Consider the following 18,108-nt stretch of genomic DNA (forward strand, 5'->3'; position numbering starts at 1 on the left):
GCGGGCAAAAATTTACCGCGGAACCTGCTGTTGCAGCTCCTGCCGGTACTTTTCGCGTTCGATCCGGCGGTCTTCCACCTGGCGGTATTTGAAGTAGAAGTAAATAGCAAGGAAGAGGCAGAACTTAAACAGGAGGAACGCCGCGAAGAATATCCACTTCCAGACCTTATGCACGGTAATAAAGTCCGACTGGTTGGGCGCTATGTTGATGAAGGTATAGTTCGGTTTCTTTTCTTCCCGGCCGGCGCTGGTATCGGCCCAATCGTAGGGCTGAAGGGTGCGCTGGCGCAGTTCCATGGGCGGGGGATAGGCGTCTTCGAGCCAGAGCTTGTGAAAGGTACTTTCCACGATCCGCAATTCGGTCTGCAGTTCGGGATATTGCGGCAACAGGCGTTCCAACTCCTCCTTTTCTTCAGGAGTAGAGAGGCCGAGCACGTAGCTTTCGACCATTCCACTTTCTATGTATTCCTCAACGTTCAAATGTTCCTGGAAAACTTTCTGAGTTCAATTAATGCTTCTTTCAGGCAGCTAAGTACCTGTTCTTCCTTCATGTCTAATTTCTTCGCCGCTTCGCTTCGGGAGAGACCTTTGCAATAACATAAAACAAACACCCTTCTGCATTGTTCGCTGAGGGCATCCGTAAATTGCAGCATTCCACTTATGCTGTGAGTAAAATCATTACCAGTTAATCTTTCTTCCGGGAGCAACCTGATTGCTGTTTCCCGTGACATTTTTATTAACCACGAAAATAAGGATAATCCCTGGCTTTGGTCATATCTATGAATATTTTTAAAAATTTGTTTGAAGGATGCCACAAGTAATTCATCCGCAACGGATCTTCCGGGCGCCAGTTCCCGCAGGAGGCCGTATAACGGGGCCGCGTAGCGGTCGTACAGCCATTGCCTGGCCATCGGGTTGCCGGCGCGCAGCTGCGCCAGCAGTATTTCTTCGGTAGGGAAAACCGGCTCTGGTTGCAATGGCGATTGCTTTGGTGTATTTAAAGTTAATCAAAAAAACAAAAGGCCAGCCTCGCAGCCGACCCCTTGCTCAATTAACCAAAAATGTACTATTTCAATGCGTTATGCAATTCTTTCAGCAATGCGTTATCGTCTCCGCTGTCGTAATCCGCTGCCCAGAGGTAAGCGCCTTTGTATGCGGATGTCTTAATGAAACCGCCTTTCTGTTTCACGAGCGGTTTACCGTTGTAATACACGCCAAACGCATGGTTCACCTGTTCTTTGGTAGCCGCCTGCGGGTCGTAACCTAAAATGGTCTTGTAGGCAACGTAATCGTATGAGCCCCAGTCGAGGTTATTCCCGCTGCCGTCTATCGCGTTGTAACGCAGGCCGAATGCGGGAACGCCGATCACGAGCTTGTCCGCGGGCAGATGAAAGTCAGCCCAGATCTTGGCCGCAGCCAGCATGTAATCGTAAGAGGACGCCTGGCCGCGGGGAGCGCCGGGACCCACGTGCAGCCCGTCTTCAAACGCGCGTACATTCACCCAGGTGGCCGCTGCCAGGCTGGGATAATCCCAGTGCTGCCATCCCGCGCCTACCGTTACGGTGATGATGGAACCCGCCGGGAGCGCGGCTTTCAGTTCGGCAATAAACGGCGCAATGGCCGCCACGTTCTGCGCGTAGGCGCCGGAGTTGATGTCGCTCATCATCACATCCACGCCATCCAGCTTACGGGCGGTTACGTAACTGGCCACGGTTGCCACCAGTGCTGCGCGCGATGCCGGCGTGCGGATCGCTTCCCCGAAATCGTTCGCTTCATACAACGCCCATCCATCTACGGGCGAAAGTCGGCCCGCCAGGCCCAGCAGCACGGCCCTCCCGGCAATGTGGCCGCGGGCTACCAGCTCGTCCATGCGTTGATTGGTTTCACCGGCGGAAAGATCCACCGTTCCGTCAGATGCTACCCTGCCTGCAAGGAAGGTCACATGCGTGGCCTGCTCCCAGTTCACGTTCAGCGCAGTGCCCGCCGCTGTGAGGTATGCCATGATCACTTTGGTATAGGGCTTCGGGGTGTAGGTGGCCGGTTTTACCAACACTTTGGAGGAACGCTGGCTTTTCAGGCCGTTCAGCTCTACTTCCAGCGAGATAGTGTACTCACCGCCGGCGGGAGGGGTAAAGGAAAAAACGGTGTCTTTGGATTTTTCTTCCCCGTTCACCTTCCAGGAAATATTCACTTTGCCGCCGGGGGAATATACCAGCCCTTTGTAATCCGCCGTCTGCCCCTGTTCCAGGATGCGCACCGGCGACATGAATGCATTTTGTATGTCGAAGATGCGCGGGTAATCGCCGGGACCGAACTCCGGGTCCTTGATGCGGTCTTTCCCGCAGGCCGCCAGTGCGAAAATGCTAACCAGGAGTATATATAGTTTCTTGTGCATGATCATGTTTGTTAATGAGAAAAATGCTTATTCCTTATCCCACCATACGCGGCCGGTCCAGTCATCTTTTTTCGCATCCATGTTCTGCACGGCCTTGTTATAGTTTTCTGCATTCTGTTCTTTTTCTGAAAGCGGGTATTCGAACCTGCGGGGGATCGTGTTCACGCTGGAATAACCGGGCTTATAACCGGGCGTGAGCTGCGGGTAGTCGCTGCGGCGCCAGTTGGCATACGCTTCGGGCCCGTTCATGAACAGTGCCACCCACAGCTGGTGGTTGATCATTTCCAGCTCTTTGCCGGGCGCCACCACGTTGTCCGTTTTATATTTCGTGATGGCCGCATCGGGTATCTGCGGGCCGCCGGGGTAAAGGCTCAGCTGCTTCATGGCGGCTTCTATGCCGCGGTTGTAATGTGCCATGTAATCGCCGTTGAGGTTCAGGCCCCAGCGGAAACACGCTTCCGCCAGCAGCAATTCGGTTTCGGCATAGGTAAGGTGAAGGAAGGGCGCGTTGTTGGCAACGAGGAAATTGGCCAGCTGCATCTTCTGCGTGTTGTTGCCCACGTCATAAGCACCGATGCCCGGCACCTGGATGGTGAAAGTATTCTTCCAGTCGTCCCACACAAAATCGCCGTTCTTGCAGCCGGTAATACCCACTACGGCTTTCACCTGCGGCGTAATGTCCGTCCGCTCCATGAAGGCATACGGTTTATCGATGTAATATTTGCCGATATGATCCAGCCGCGGATCGTTGGTGTTGCGCAGCGCGTCCAGGAACACCTGGTTGAAGCGGTAAGGCACCAGCTCGCCTTGTGTGATGGAAGCGGAAAGGCCGTTGCCGCGTATGTCCTGGTAGTTGTTGAGAATGTCCGCATGGGTCATTTTGCAGATGTCTTCGTTGCTTTGGAACACACCGCGGTTGAAGGCTTTTTCTGCTTCGGCGCGCGCCAGCGCGGGGTCTCTTTTCACGAGGCGCATGGCCAGGCGGAGATGCAGGCTGTTGGCGAATTTTTTCCATTTGGCCACTTCGCCTTTGTAGAACTGGTCATTGCTAACATTGTCGCGAGAAGCGTCCAGCGCGGTAGAGGCTTCGGTCAGTTCTTTGAAGAAGTCTTTGTAAATATCGGCCTGCCTGTCGTATTTCGGGCGTACAATTTTTTGAGTATACCCTGAAGACGCCTCGCTGTAGGGAATATCGCCGTACAGGTCGGTGAGGCGCGCGAAGAGGTACACCTTCATAATCCGGAGGATGTTGTAAAGGTTAGGGCGCTTGGCATCGTCCTTTGCGCGGTTCACTGCATCCACGAGGTTCAGGATGTCGTTGGTGTAGTTCAGCTCCCAGAGGATGCTCATGTATTGCTGCTGCTTCACGTAAAAGCCGCCGTACTGGCAGGCCCAGGCGCCGCCCAGCTGCTGCACCATGGGCATGCACAAAAAGGTGCTCACCCTTTCATTGGATTCGAGGTCGCCGGAGAAGCGCGCCTGCACCTGCACCAGTTGCAGGGCAGGGTCCATCGTGGTGCTTTGCGTGGGATTGGTATTCATGTCCCCGAAATCATCGCAGCCCGTGAACCCCGCCACCATCAGCAGGCATAGGCATACCAGGGAATTATAATAACGTTTCATGCGGATTCTTTTTTGGTTGTTCATTCGGCATCATTTTAAAGGCGCACGTTAAGGTTCAGGCCCCAGCTCCTGCGTGAAGGCAGGGAGCCGTATTCCAGGCCCTGACCATTGCCGTTGTTGTAATTGGAATCGGGGTCCACGTTCGGTACTTTCTTATGCAGGATGAAAGGGTTGCGGCTCACGACAGACACGGTTACTGCGCCGATCCCCGCTTTCCTGAGCATGGCCTGCGGCAGGCTGTACGTCAGCGAAAGCTCCCGCAGTTTGATGTACGACGCATCATACAGGAACGGCGTGGTGATGCCCTTGGCGTCCGCGTAAAACAGCGACCAGTATTGCCCCGGATCCATCGCCTGCGTGTTCCTCACATACACGGGTTTGCCGGTATTGTCCACCCCGTTGCGCACAACGCCCTGCGGCACATAGCCTCTCACATTGCCGGATTCTTTCCACTCAACGGGTGTTTTGTTGGCGGCCATTCTTTCTTCTTCGGAACGGATCCATTCCTGGCGGCCTTCGAGCGTAATTTCATGGCTGCCCCTCAGCACGGCGAAAAGGTTCGTCATGGAAAAAAGATCGGCACCCTGTTTCATGTCCAGGATGGCGTTGAACGTGAAGTTTTTGTAAGACAATGTGGTGGTTAAACCGCCCGTCCAGTCCCAGGTTCCTTTGCCCATCACCTTGCGTTCGTCTGTGGGCATAGGCGTGAGCGTGATGGAATCGAGGATGATGTTGCCGGCCGGGTCTTTCTGGTAGTCGTAACCGAGGATGGCGCCGTATGGCGCGTTCGGCTGCGCGACTACTGAAACACCCAGCCAGCGTGCATCTGATAGGGTCAGGAAAGGAATGCCTTCAGCGAGACTCTTCACGGTGTTCTTATTGCGGGCGGCGTTCACGCTGATGTCCCACCGGAAATTTTCGGTGCGCACGGGCGTGGCGGAGAGTGCGATCTCAATGCCTTTATTTTGGATCACACCCGCATTCACCAGCCGCGTGCGAAAGCCCGAGGAAGTTGGAATGGGAACGTAATTGATCTGGTCGCGGGAATCCTGCGTGTAGGCCGTTACGTCCAGCCCGATGTTGTTGTTTAGGAACTTCAGTTCGGTACCCACTTCGTAAGACCTTGTACGCGTGGGCTTCAGCGAATCAGGCGGCAGCACCAGTGTGCTGATGCCTCCCGCGGCCTCTCCGTTCACTTTCTGCTGCAGCAGCGCGTAATTCAGGTTCAGCATATGCGGGTCGGTATCGCTGCCTACTTCTGCAATGGAAGCCCGCAGCTTACCATAGCTCAGCACTTTGTTCTTTATCTTGAACGCATCGGTGAAAATGAAGCTGCCGGAAAAGGAAGAATATAAATAGGTATTGTTCGTTGTAGGCAGGGTCGAAGAGGCGTCCCTTCGCAAGGTCACATCCAGGTAAGCCCAGTTTTTATACGCGCCGCTGAAAAGGCCGTAGAAAGAATTGATCCTTTTGCGGGATTCGATTTCCGTTGCCACGCGGTCGTTGAAACTGTTGATGGAAATTTCCTCCAGCTCCATATCAGTGCCCGTCAGGTTGGTGCCCGGGCGGGAATATTGTGAAAGGCTGCTGCCGAGGCGTGCCGCGCCGTACCAGTTGGGGGTGAATTGTTTCTGCAAGGTGACCAGCACATCCGCCTCGGTGGTATGGAACTTCTGGTCTATGCCTTCATAACGGCCGGTGATGGAGCCGGGGGTGCTGGGCGGACTGTATTTCCGGTATTTGAAATAAGTGATGTCTGTTGAAAAACGGCCCTGCAGGCCGATCCAGTCGGCGAATTGATAGTTGGCCACAATGTTGCCCATGATCCTGTCCTTCTTCGTCTTATTGCTCATTTCGTTGATCACCCAGTACGGGTTCAGGCGGTATTCGCCGCCGCCCCAGTCTACATAATCGCCGTTGTCGTTCTTATAACCGGTGGAAAAAACATTCTGGTCAACATTATTCGCCAGCCCTACGAACGCATTGCCGATATTGCCGGCATCGTCTGCCAGCGCGGGGCGGTTGTTCACCTCTTCGCGCATGTACATCACTTTCGCGTCAAGGCTCAGGCGTTTACCGAATTTTGAGTTGCTGGAAAAGTTCGCGGTGTTGCGGCGCATGTCGCTGGTGGGCACAATGTCGTTGTTCTTCAGGTCAGACAGGGAAAGGCGGAAAGCCGTGTTGTCTGTGGCACTGGTGAATGAAATGGTATTGGTGAAAGTGGAACCGGTGCGGAAGAAGTTTTCGATGTTGTTGCGCACGAGGCCGTAGGGACGCTGTTTGCCGTCGAAGCCGGTTACCGTCAGCGTGGGGTCCAGTCTTGCTCCGAAGTTGCTGAACAGCGTGGTGCGCGCCTGGTCGCGATCCCGCGGGATGGTGCCGCCGGTGCCCTGCCCGTATTCGTATTGATAATCATCAAAGCGGGTGAGCTGCCTTTCCATCGTGGCGGTGCTGTTAAATTCTATGCCGAGCGCTTTTTTCAGCGAACCTTTTTTGGTAGTGATGAGGATCACGCCATGGCCCGCGCGGCTGCCGTATAATGCGGAAGCAGAGGGACCTTTCAGCACGCTGATCGTTTCAATATCGTCGGGGTTGATGGCGGAAATGGCGTCGCCGAAATCGAAGCCGGAAGAATATTTGTCGCCGCTCACCTGGCCGTAGTTGGAGTTGTCTATGGGTATGCCGTCTACCACGTACAGCGGCTGGTTGTTGCCGGAGATCTGCGTGTTGCCGCGGATGATCACGCGGCTGGAGCCCGCAGGGCCGCCTGCCGTGCTGTTGATGATGAGGCCGGGCACTTTACCGGCGAGGGAATTGATCACGTTGGTTTCGCGGGCGCGTTTCATATCATCCCCATTCACTTCTGCGTGCGCATAACCCAGCGCGCGGGCTTCGCGGCGGATGCCGAGGGCCGTTACCACTACGGTGCCCAGGTCCGTCACTTTTTCTTTCATGGTGATATTCAGCAGCGATCCTTCAGCGCCGGCCTGCCGCAGCTGCCGTTCAAACCCGATCATGGTGAACTCGATGGGGTCTCCTGGTGCGGCGTCTATGCTGTAAACACCGTCCGGCGCGGTATGCACGGCTTTCTTCAGGCGCTGGTTGTGCACCGTAACACCCGGCAGCGGCTCGTTCTTTTCATTCACCACTTTGCCGTGCAGCCGGTAATCCGCCGCAGTGGCTGCTTCGCCGGAGGGACGCAACATTACGATATTGTCCGTGATGCGGTAATTGGAATTGATGGCCTGGCAAAGCCGCGCCACCACTGCGTCAAGCCGCTGACTGTCTATCTTAAGCCTGATGGGCATATCTTCTTTGATGCCCGATGGGTTGTAGGAAAACCGGACATTGGCAGCCTGCTCTATCTGCCTGAAAACGCTGGAGAGGGCGGTGTTTTCCCAGTTGAACGAATAAACTTTCTGTTGCGCTTTGGTTGCTGTACTGATGGTGAGGCATAGCCATAGCAATGCCGGCATCATACATGAACGTGGTATAGTTCTCTTCATGTATAAAGGATTTAGGATCTCAAAAATTGCGTCTCCTGTCTAAAAGCGGATCACCACCTCATTATGTTCCAGGCGGTAGGTAAAGTTGTTGGTAAAGCTGATGGCGTCGAGCACTACATTCAGTTGCTGGTCATGAAATATGCCGGTAAACATCACCTTGCCGGCGGGGCGTTTTTCTATCCTCACGTTTACACCATAATATTCCTTGAGTATGGCGGTGATCTGGTTCATATCTGCATTGGCGAATTCCACTTTGCGGCTGATCCACCGCTGCATATCCTCCTGCCGGAAAGCGAGCTTCTTCAGCGGCGCGCCATTGTCTGCCACAGCTTCTTCTCCGGGCTGCAGCTCTATTGTGGCGGCGTCTGCTTCTACGCGCACTTTGCCGGAGGCCAGCATTACCTGCGCGTCTTCACCATAGCAGCGCACTTTAAAAGCTGTGCCCAGCACGGTGGTGGAAGCTTTGCGGGTCACTACGGTGAAAGGCAGGTTGGTATTGGATTTCACGGTAAAAAAAGCTTCTCCTTCAAGGTATACGTTACGGTCGCTTTTCCCGAAAGCATCGCTGAGCTGGAGGGCGCTGGCGGTGCTGAGCAGCACTTCGGAACCGTCGGGCAGGGTGAGGGTCTTGCGGTCCTGCATACCGGTTTTGGCCAGGGTATTGTAGTGTGTGATGTGCTTTTCGGGTTGCTGCATGAGCAGGTAAGCGGAAGCGGCAATGAGGGCAACGCCCGCTGCGGCTATCCAGCGGTACGGCAGCCTGCGTACGGGGGTATGGTTTTCTTCCCGGGCGTCAAGACTTTCTTTCAAACGCTCCAGGGCAGCGGCTTTTAATGAAACGGGCGGGTATCCTTGCATAACATGGAATAATTCGCGGGCACGGTCTGCTTCCGGCCGCTGGGCCGGGTTGTTGCGCAGCAATTCTTCCCAATACTGTACATCAGCCGCAGGCGCGCCTTTGCAATAATGAATAAATGATCCGGTAAGCAGCAGTTCTTCTGCGGTCTGATGCGTAGGTTGCATGTGCTATCTGGTTGATACTATACAAGTGCGGGAAAGCATCCGTTTTTACCAACGAAATCCAAAAAATAATTTATTTTACCTGGGATCAACCACAGAAACCGTTTTCATCGCCTGATGAACCCGCATCACCATGAAAAAATAGAAAAGAACTGGCAATTGCTTGCCGGGGGAGACCGCCAGGGCCTGTATGAATGCTTTGACCTTTTTTATGACGATCTCTTCCGCCTGGGCGTTTCCCTCTACCGCGATGTAGACCTCGTACAGGGCTGCATCAACGAGCTGTTCCTTGAACTCTGGAAGATCCGCGAAAAACTTTCCGGGGTGCGGAACATCCAGCAATATGTGCTCACCATTTTCAAACGCATTTTGTATAAATCCTCCAATGGCAGGAAGGACCTGCCTTTCGACGAATCTGCGCACATCGGGCTTACGCAGTCGTCTTATGAAGAGATATTGATAGAGATGCAGACGGACGAAGGCATGAAGGCCCGCCTCCAGCTTGCATTGAAGCAGCTTTCCGGCCGCCAGCTGCAGCTGGTGCAGCTTCGCTATTTCGAGGGAAGAGGCTTTAAGGAAATTGCCGAAGCAACAGGACTCACGGAACGCACCGTTTATAATACCTTACATAATGCCCTGCAGGTTCTGCGCAAGGAAATGAATTGACTTTTCGTTAATTTCATCCGCATGAAACCGTTTAACCTCCTCCTGGTCCTCTTCATGCTTATCAGAGGGACTGCTTTTCCCCAATCGCATGCGCTGGTGATACAAACAGATTTCGGCTTAAAGGATGGCGCCGTGAGCGCTATGAAGGGCGTGGCTTTCGGCGTATCGCCGGAGCTGAAGATCTTCGACCTCACGCATGAAATACCTGCATATAATATCTGGGAAGCCGCTTACCGCCTGCAGCAAACAGCCGCCTACTGGCCCAAAGGGACTGTTTTCGTATCCGTGGTGGACCCGGGCGTGGGCTCGGAACGGAAGTCTGTAGTGTTAAAAACAAAAAGCGGGCATTATTTCGTAAGTCCTGACAATGGCACGCTCACGCTTATCGCGGAAAGCCTGGGCATTGAAGCCCTCCGTGAAATAGATGAAAAACGAAACCGCCTTCCCGGCTCTTCTGCTTCCTACACATTCCACGGCCGCGATGTGTACGTGTACACCGGCGCCAGGCTGGCCGCCGGCGTGATCCCTTTCGATTCCGTAGGCAAGGAGCTGCCGGCAGATGTTGTGCGCATTCCTTACCAGCAGGCCATTTCAAAGAACGGCACCGTTTACGGCAATATCCCCATCCTGGACGTGCAGTACGGCAACGCCTGGACCAACATAGATGAAAAAACGCTGGAGGCGCTACAATTGAAATTCGGCGATAAGCTGCGCGTGAAGATATTGAAGGACAAAAAAGTGGTCTTCAACAGTGTGCTGCCTTTCGTGGCCACCTTTGCCTCCGTGCCCCAGGGCTCGCCGCTGGCTTACCAGAACAGTCTCATGAACCTTTCGTTCGCTATCAACTACGGCAATTTTGCGGAACAGCACAAAGTGGCCAGCGGCCCGGAATGGACCGTGGAAGTGACGAAAGAATAAACAACACACGATGGACAAGGAATTAAGAATACAACAGTCGGAAACACGCATTTTCAAGGCCGTGTTTCCCAACACTACCAATCATTACGACACCCTTTTCGGCGGCACCGCCATGCAATTGATGGACGAGGTAGCTTTTATCGCCGCCACGCGCTACGCCCGCAAACGGATGGTCACCGTGTCGTCTGACAAGATCGATTTTAATAAGGCGATCCCGGCGGGTACGATCGTAGAGCTGATCGGCCGGGTAGTGAATACCGGGAATACGAGTTTAAAGGTGCTGGTAGAAATTTTCGTGGAGGAAATGTATTCCACCGAACGCTACAAGGCGATCAGCGGTACCTTCACGTTTGTGGCCATCGACGAATATAAACGGCCGGTGCCTTTGGAGGCATAGTGCAAGACACGGGCTAAACGAGGCCTTCGCTTTTGGGATAATCGAAGAAAAGGAAGCGTTTTTTGGCCCGGTCGAACTCTTCCCAGTGTTCCGTATCCGCCTCAATACCAAAAATGCCCGTAGTGGGCACATTATCGATTCTAATCTCTTCGGTCAGGTAATTGGCAAAGTCGGTTATGCCGGGGTTGTGGGCAAAAATGGCCACGGCGTTGAAGTCGTCGTCTATTTTGGTGATCACTTTCAGGAAAGTGGAGGCATAGCAGAGGTACAGCTCTTCTTCCAGCAAAATGGCCTCTTTGGGATACTTCCATTCTTTGGCCATGATGCGGGCGGTAGAGCGCGCTCTTTTCGCGGGACTGGAAATGATCAGTTCGGGCACGACACCCCGGGAGAGTAGCCTGGTGGCCATTTCCGGGGCATTTAACTTCCCACGCTTGTTAAGCGGGCGGTCAAAATCATCCATCTCCGGATCGTTCCAGCTGGATTTCGCATGACGGATTAATAACAATGTTTTCATACACATTGGTAAACAATTGAGTACAAACACTATCCGAAAATACGTCTTTTTCCCGGGAGGTGAAAGAATGACCCCGAATTAAAAGAAAATTAACAATGATTGCGAGGATCAGTACCCCCGTTCGTTCTTGCCTTCCATGTAGTTCATGAACGCCTTGTTTACCACGCGGTTACCGCCCGGTGTGGGGTAGTTGCCGGTGAAATACCAGTCGCCGAGGTTGTTCGGGCAGCTGGCGTGCAGGCTTTCTATGTTCTGGTAGATCACTTCCACCTTGGCGTTGATGCCCGCGGGAGTGATGATCTCGGCAATTTTCGCGGAGATCTCTTCAGGAGTGAAGGGTTTGTAGATGTTCTTCACCACGTTCTGGGCGTTGAGGGTATTGGTTCTTTCGAGTTCCTTGCACAGGCCGTAAGCTTCCTGGAGGATGTATTCCTTGCCCTGCTCGCGCAGCAGCGCGATGGCGGCCTGGAAGGCGACGAACTCGCCCATCTTGCTCATGTCTATCCCGTAACAGTCCGGGTAGCGGATCTGCGGGGCGGAGCTCATAACGATGATCCGTTTGGGGCCCAGGCGGTCCAGCATTTTGATAATGCTTTCCCGAAGGGTGGTACCGCGAACGATGGAGTCGTCTATCACCACCAACGTGTCTGTGCCGGGTTTCACGGTACCGTAGGTGATGTCATACACGTGCTGCACCATCTCGTTGCGGCTGGAATCTTCGGTGATAAAGGTGCGCATCTTCACGTCCTTGATCGCGATCTTGTCTATGCGCACACGGCGGTTCACCATTTCGTTGAGCTTCTCTTCATCGAAATCCTTACCCCAACTCATGATCCTTTCCACCTTGATGCGGTTCAGGTAGTCTTCCAGCCCTTTGATGAGGCCGTAGAACGCCACTTCGGCGGTGTTGGGGATAAAGGAGAAAATGGTGTTGCGGAGGTCGTTGTCGATCGCTTTGAGCACGGTTTCGGAGAGGTGGTAACCGAGCGCTGAGCGTTCTTTGTATATCTTTTCGTCGTTCCCGCGGGAGAAATAAATGCGTTCAAAGCTGCACGCACGGCGCTCTTTGGCAGGAATGATCTGTTCAATGCTGTATTCGCCGTTCTCTTTCACGATCAGCGCGGTGCCGGGCATCAGCTCCATCACCTCGTTCTCGCCCACGTTGAAAGTGGTGCGGATGGCGGCCCTTTCGGATGCGGCCACGATCACGTCGTCGTTGATGTAATAATAGGAAGGACGGATGCCGTGCGGGTCGCGGATCACGAAGGAATCGCCGGAGCCGATGAGGCCGCAAACGTGATAGCCGCCGTCGAACATGCTGAAAGCCTGTTGCAGGATAGCTTTTACGTCCAGGCCGTTCTGGCGCACTTCATCTTCTTTGTTCAGGAAGTGGGCCACTACTTCGAGCATGGCCGCCAGGTCGCTGTTCTTATGGGTTTCGCCGGGCGATACTTTTACGAAGTTGAACAGCTCGTCCACGTTCACCAGGTTGAAGTTCCCCGCCATGGTGAGGTTGCGGGCGGGAATGGTATTGTAGCGCACAAAAGGATGGCAGAGCTCCACGTTGTTCTTGCCCTGTGTGGCATAGCGGAGGTGACCCATGAGCAATTCGCCGAGGAAGCGCAGATGACCTTTCATGAGGCCGGGGTACTTGGTGATCTCCGGCTGGTATTTTTCTATTTCTGCAATTTCGTCCCTGATCTTACCGAACACATCGCCGATGGGTTGGGGCTGGCTGCTGCGGATGCGGTGCATGAAGGGAACGCCCGGTTCGGTATGCAATTTTACTGTGGCAACTCCCGCACCGTCCTGGCCGCGGTTGTGCTGCTTTTCCATGAGCAGGTAGAGCTTGTTGAGGCCGTAGAAAACCGTTCCGTATTGCTGTTGATAATAAGAGAATGGTTTTCTTAATCTTATGAATGCTAAACCGCATTCATGCTTTATCGCGTCACTCATGCTGTAAAATTGAAGTCGCAAAGTTACGCTTAAATTATCAAACTACCTCCGCCTTTAGCATTCCGCTAACACTGGTAGGATTTAGGCAGGAACTGGTGGAAAACAGGCATCCCGGGCCTGCCGGACCCGGGATGCAATATCTTTGTTTGAAACAGATCTCCGTCACTTACTGGCCACCGTATTCGCGGCGGTCCACTTCGAAATATTCTCACATTGCCTGTACTCCGGCTCTACGTGCACGTAGAAGGTCGGGATCTTGTCCTGCAGCCATTTGTTCAGCGCGGTCACCTGTTTTTCCTGCAGGGTCCTTTGCTGGATGCGGGAATAGTCGTCTCTCAGGTTCTCGCGGTGAGGCTCGGTGCGGGTCTTCAGGTATACGAGGCGCACCGCCTTGCGGCCCTGCTCGTCTTCGAAGATCAGCGGTTTGGTTACGCCGCCCGGCTTCAGGCTGTCCAGCAGCATCACGATGTCTTTGGTGGAGGGATCGTTCAGCTGGTCAATGGTGATATAGGTGCTGCCCGTGTTCGGGTTTTGCAGCATACCGCCGTTGAATTTGGCCATCGGCTCGTCGCTGTATTTGGTAACGGCTTCGCCGAAGTTCATTTTACCGGAAATGATATTGGCGCGGATGGTGTCCAGCTTGTTGATGGCATTGCTGATGTCCGCGGTCAGTACGTTCGGTTTGATGAGGATGTGCTGTACGGTCACGTTGTCGCCCGCCCTTTTGATCATTTTGATCAGGTGGTAGCCGAACTGTGACTTAACAGGGCTGGAGATATCGCCTTCTTTCAGGCGGAAGGAGGCCTGCATGAAAGCGGGGTCCCAGGTCTTGTCGTTACGGTTGAGCACATAGGTGCCGCCATTCTCCTTCACAGCGGGGTCTTCGGAATAAAGGCTGGCGTAGGTGGAAAACTCGCCTTCTTTTTTCTCTACCCTGCTTTTGAATTCATTCAGCCTGTCGATGGCGTATTTATCCATTTCGTAGCTGGCTTTGGGCAGCACTACCAGCTGGCCGATCTCCAGTTCTGATTCGTAGAAGGGCAGGCTGTCTTTGGGCACTTTTTCGAAATGGTTCTTTACTTCTGTGGGTGTTACTTTCACGGAGTTCACGATCTTGTCGCGCATGGCTTTCGCCAGCATGCTTTCCCGGATCGCGTCGCGGAAGCGTTCGCGGAGCTGGTAGATGGTGTAACCGGTCACCTCGGTCATTTTCTCGCGGCTGCCGTAGCGCTGCTCCGCCCAGCGGATCTGGCTTTCGATACGGCCGTCCACATCGGCTTCGCTGATGGGCAAGCTGTCGCGCTCTGCCTGGAGCACCAGTATCTTTTGCGCGATGATCTGCTCTATGGCCTGGCAGGTGGCGTTGGCCGGCAGAGGCTGGCCTTCGAGGGCCTGCTGCTGCATGTCTACCAATGCTGATTCAATATCCGATCTCAGGATAATCTTTTCTCCCACTTTGGCAACGATCTTGTCTGCCACCATTTTCTGCTGTTGGGCGAATGCGCCTTGTAAAAGGAGCATGGCGCTGAAGGAGGATATTAAAAATTTTTTCATGGTAACGTTACTGTAATCTCAAAGTAACCAATAAAAAATTAGCCGCACAAAGACGGCTAATCTATTTAACAAAAATTTCGGAATTGCGGAGGGCGGTAAAACCCGCCGCAAACCGCTGTTAGAGCGTTCTTTTTACTTCCACTTCTTCGAAACCTTCCACGATGTCTCCCACCTTCAGGTCGCTGTAGTTCTTGATGGAAAGGCCGCATTCCATGCCGGACACGACTTCTTTCACGTCATCTTTATAGCGTTTCAGGCTCTGGAGCTCGCCGGTGTATACCACGATACCGTCGCGAACGAGGTTGATGCGGGAGTTGCGGAAGAGTTTTCCATCCAGCACATAACAACCTGCAACGGTAACCTTGTCGAACTTGTAGGTTTCGCGGATCTCCACATTGGCGGTGACCTTTTTCTCGATCTTGGGTTCCAGCATCCCTTCCATCGCGCTTTTCAGCTCGTCGATGGCGTCGTAGATGATGGAGTAGGTCCTGATCTCGATATTTTCCTTCTCGGCCAGGCGTGCAGCGTTCATAGACGGGCGTACCTGGAAACCAATGATGAGTGCGTCTGAAGCGGTGGCGAGCAGTACGTCCGATTCGGTGATCTGGCCTACGCCTTTCAGCACCACGCTCACTACGATCTCTTCTGTGGAGAGCTTCTGCAGTGAGTCGCTCAATGCTTCCACGGAACCGTCCACGTCGCCCTTGATGATCAGGTTCAGCTGCTTGAAGTTGCCGAGTGCAAGACGGCGGCCGATCTCATCCAGCGTGATGTGTTTCTTGGTGCGGATACCCTGTTCGCGGACGATCTGGGCCCTGCGGTTGGCGATGTCTTTGGCTTCGGATTCATCTTCATACATCCTGAACTTCTCACCTGCCTGCGGGGCGCCGTTGAGGCCCAAAAGCTGTACAGGCGCGGAAGGACCGGCTTTTTCGACTCTCTGGCCGCGTTCGTTGAACATGGCTTTGATCTTACCGAAGTGCGCGCCTGATACGATGGTGTCGCCCTGTTCGAGCGTACCGTTCTGTACCAGTACGGTGGTAACGTAGCCGCGGCCTTTATCCAGCGTAGCTTCAATTACGGTACCGGTGGCTTCCCTGTTCGGGTTGGCTTTCAGTTCCAGTAATTCTGCTTCCAGCAGGATCTTTTCGAGGAGCACGTCTATATTCAGGCCGCTTTTCGCTGAGATCTCCTGGCTCTGGTATTTGCCGCCCCAGTCTTCCACCAGGAGGTTCATACCGGCCAGCTGTTCTTTGATCTTCTCAGGATTGGCGCCGTCTTTATCGATCTTGTTGATGGCAAATACCATCGGGAGGCCTGCTGCCTGTGAGTGGCTGATGGCCTCACGCGTCTGGGGCATGATAGCATCGTCCGCAGCCACCACGATCACAGCAATATCCGCCACCTTGGCGCCACGGGCACGCATCGCGGTAAACGCTTCGTGGCCGGGGGTATCGAGGAAGGTCAGTTTTTTGCCGCTGGCAGTGGTTACCTGGTAAGCACCGATGTGCTGGGTGATACCACCCGCCTCACCGGCTACTACGTTGGCGCTGCGGATATAGTCGAGCAGGGAGGTCTTACCGTGGTCTACGTGACCCATGATGGTAACGATGGGCGCGCGGGGTTCCAGGTCTTCCGGATCGTCTACAATTTCTTCCTCATCATCCTCCGTTGCATCGTCGATACCGATGAATTCCACTTCGTATCCGAACTCGCCGGCTACCAGTTCTATCACTTCAGCGTCAAGCCGCTGGTTGATGGATACCATGATGCCGAGGCCCATACATTTCGAGATCACTTCGGCGAAGCTAACGTCCATCAGGTTGGCCAGCTCGCTCACGGAAACGAATTCCGTTACCTGGAGCTTGTTACCATCTGCGCCGCTCTGTGCTTCGCGCTCAGCCATTTCGTGCCGTTTGTCGCGGCGGCGGCTGGCTTTGGTGCTCTTGCCTCCGCGGGAGTTGCCTCCCAGTTTGGCCATGGTTTCTTTGATCTTATTCTGGATCTCGTTCTTATCGATTTCCTTGTCGTCAGTTCTGCGGGGTGCACCCTGACCGTATCCGCCCTGGCCGGGACGTTGGTCCCTGCGCTGATGCGGACGGCTCGGACCGCCCGGGGCTCCGCCTGGCCTGTTGCCCTGGTGACCGCCGCCGGGGCCGCGGTTACCGCCCTGGTGCCCACCACCGGGACCACGGTTGCCGCCCTGGTGCTGTCCGCCGCCGGGGCCGCGGTTTCCACCCTGGTGACCACCACCCGGGCCGCGATTGCCGCCCTGGTGCTGCCCGCCGCCGGGGCCGCGGTTGTCCCTGTTGGCAGGGCCGCCCTGGCCGCCTTCTTTGGCGAACTCGCCCGGTTTAATGGGCTCGGGTTTCTTTTCTATAACGATGCGCTTGCGCTTACGTTTTTCGTCTTTGTTGAAATTCTTGTTGTCCCTGCGTTCCTGTGAAACAGGCAGGTCGATCTTACCGATCACTTTAGGACCGGTGAGCCTGGTGGCCTGTATGTTCTCTACCACGGCCTCGTCGCTTTCAGGAGCTTCCGGCGCAGCCTGGGGAGCAGGAGCGGGAACTTCCGCTTTAGCAGCCGGCTTTTCAGCTTCGGGCGCTTTGGTTTCTTTAGCCGCAGGGGGAGGCGTAACCTCGGCGGGTTTTTCTTCCGCTTTGGGGGCCGGTTTTTCGGCTTTCACCTCTTCTTTGGGTTCTTCTTTTTTAGGCGCTTCTTTTACTTCGGCAACCGGGGCGGCGGGAGCAGCGGGAGCTGTAGGTTCCGGGGCTGTTTCCTGCGGGGCAGGGGCGGCCTTTTCTTCCGGCTCTTTTTTAGCTGCGGGCTTTTTGCCGCGGTTGGCGGAATTGAGCGCATCCAGGTCGATGGTACCCATGATCCTGGGGCCGGCAACGCGGGGAGATTCGGCTTTAGGCGCTTCTTCCTGCGGGGCAGGGGCGGGCGCTTCCGGGGCTTTGGCCTGAGGCTCAGGGGCGGGTTCCGCCTTGGGCTCGGGTTTCGGCTCGGGCTTCACTTCTGCTGCCGGTTTGATTTCCGGCTGAGGTTCCGGTTTTTCCGCGTTTACTTCGGGCTTGGGAGCAGGTTTGGGCGCTTCCGGTTCAGGCTGAGGCTCGGGTTTGGCCGGGGCCTCTTCTTTCTTTTTGGTTGCAGCTTCCGCTTCTTCCTTTTTCTTTGCCGCCAGTTCCGCTTCTTCCTTCTCCTTCTTCTTTGCTGCGTCTAACACCGTTCCTTTGGGCAGGGCGATCTGGTCGCTTTTGCGCTTGTTCGCCTTGTCCTGTTGGAACTCCTGCTGCAAGGAATTGTACATCTGGGCTGTGAGTTTGGCGTTGGGAGACCCGAAACCGTCCATATCGAAGCCCTTATTGGCCAGGAATTCGACGAGCGTATCCTTTCCAATATTGAATTCCTTGGCCGCAGCCAGCAATCGCGGTGTGTTGTTTGTTACTTCAGGCATATCGTATTCTCGTCCTTCCCGTTTAATCCCCACCAACCGGCGGAGTAATTCTTTTAACATTTAACAATAACTCAAATATCTCTGCAATCAAAAAAGCCT

At 54.4% G+C, this 18,108-nt stretch carries 13 protein-coding genes; 3 read left to right on the top strand and 10 right to left on the bottom strand.

Annotation, left to right across the window (positions count from 1 at the left end):
- Nucleotides 1-12: 12 nt before the first annotated feature.
- The 6 genes from R3I13_RS05470 to R3I13_RS05495 form a co-directional block, all read right to left on the bottom strand.
- Nucleotides 13-450 (bottom strand): hypothetical protein, encoded by a 438-nt coding sequence (locus R3I13_RS05470; protein WP_346316918.1) that lies wholly within the window; start codon nucleotides 448-450, stop codon nucleotides 13-15.
- A gap of 26 nt (nucleotides 451-476) precedes the next feature.
- The gene (locus R3I13_RS05475; protein ID WP_346316919.1) at nucleotides 477-977 is read right to left on the bottom strand and encodes a sigma-70 family RNA polymerase sigma factor; all 501 of its coding nucleotides are present in this window, start codon (nucleotides 975-977) and stop codon (nucleotides 477-479) included.
- Nucleotides 978-1,066: 89 nt separating this feature from the next.
- A complete protein-coding gene (locus tag R3I13_RS05480) occupies nucleotides 1,067-2,395 on the bottom strand; it encodes a glycosyl hydrolase family 18 protein (protein WP_346316920.1) in 1,329 nt (442 codons plus the stop codon).
- A gap of 27 nt (nucleotides 2,396-2,422) precedes the next feature.
- On the bottom strand, nucleotides 2,423-4,018 hold the full coding sequence (locus R3I13_RS05485) for a SusD/RagB family nutrient-binding outer membrane lipoprotein (protein WP_346316921.1): 1,596 nt from the start codon (nucleotides 4,016-4,018) through the stop codon (nucleotides 2,423-2,425).
- Nucleotides 4,019-4,053: 35 nt separating this feature from the next.
- A complete protein-coding gene (locus tag R3I13_RS05490; protein WP_346316922.1) occupies nucleotides 4,054-7,524 on the bottom strand; it encodes a SusC/RagA family TonB-linked outer membrane protein in 3,471 nt (1,156 codons plus the stop codon).
- 39 nt (nucleotides 7,525-7,563) lie between these two features.
- Nucleotides 7,564-8,547, bottom strand: a complete 984-nt coding sequence (locus R3I13_RS05495; protein WP_346316923.1) for a FecR domain-containing protein — start codon at nucleotides 8,545-8,547, stop codon at nucleotides 7,564-7,566.
- Between the two features lie 114 nt (nucleotides 8,548-8,661).
- On the opposite strand from R3I13_RS05495, the gene R3I13_RS05500 reads away from it, so the two are divergent.
- From R3I13_RS05500 to R3I13_RS05510, 3 genes are read left to right on the top strand one after another with little or no spacing between them, the layout of a single operon-like run.
- Entirely contained in the window at nucleotides 8,662-9,210 is a 549-nt protein-coding gene (locus tag R3I13_RS05500) for a sigma-70 family RNA polymerase sigma factor (protein WP_346316924.1), read from the top strand.
- A gap of 21 nt (nucleotides 9,211-9,231) precedes the next feature.
- On the top strand, nucleotides 9,232-10,128 hold the full coding sequence (locus R3I13_RS05505) for an S-adenosyl-l-methionine hydroxide adenosyltransferase family protein (protein ID WP_346316925.1): 897 nt from the start codon (nucleotides 9,232-9,234) through the stop codon (nucleotides 10,126-10,128).
- A gap of 10 nt (nucleotides 10,129-10,138) precedes the next feature.
- Entirely contained in the window at nucleotides 10,139-10,525 is a 387-nt protein-coding gene (locus R3I13_RS05510; RefSeq protein ID WP_346316926.1) for an acyl-CoA thioesterase, read from the top strand.
- Nucleotides 10,526-10,538: 13 nt separating this feature from the next.
- On the opposite strand, the gene R3I13_RS05515 is transcribed toward R3I13_RS05510, so the two are convergent.
- From R3I13_RS05515 to infB, 4 genes are all read right to left on the bottom strand, one after another.
- Complete coding sequence (locus R3I13_RS05515; protein WP_346316927.1) at nucleotides 10,539-11,042, bottom strand: histidine phosphatase family protein; 504 nt, start codon at nucleotides 11,040-11,042, stop codon at nucleotides 10,539-10,541.
- Nucleotides 11,043-11,150: 108 nt separating this feature from the next.
- Entirely contained in the window at nucleotides 11,151-12,998 is a 1,848-nt protein-coding gene (locus tag R3I13_RS05520) for an amidophosphoribosyltransferase (protein ID WP_346316928.1), read from the bottom strand.
- Nucleotides 12,999-13,160: 162 nt separating this feature from the next.
- Nucleotides 13,161-14,552 carry a peptidylprolyl isomerase gene (locus R3I13_RS05525; RefSeq protein ID WP_346316929.1) on the bottom strand — a complete coding sequence of 464 codons (1,392 nt, stop codon included), beginning with the start codon at nucleotides 14,550-14,552 and terminating at the stop codon, nucleotides 13,161-13,163.
- 118 nt (nucleotides 14,553-14,670) lie between these two features.
- Nucleotides 14,671-18,009 (bottom strand): translation initiation factor IF-2, encoded by a 3,339-nt coding sequence (infB, locus tag R3I13_RS05530; protein WP_346316930.1) that lies wholly within the window; start codon nucleotides 18,007-18,009, stop codon nucleotides 14,671-14,673.
- Between the last annotated feature and the right edge of the window lie 99 nt (nucleotides 18,010-18,108).

This window comes from Chitinophaga sp. YIM B06452, from assembly GCF_039655965.1.
GTDB lineage: Bacteria > Bacteroidota > Bacteroidia > Chitinophagales > Chitinophagaceae > Chitinophaga.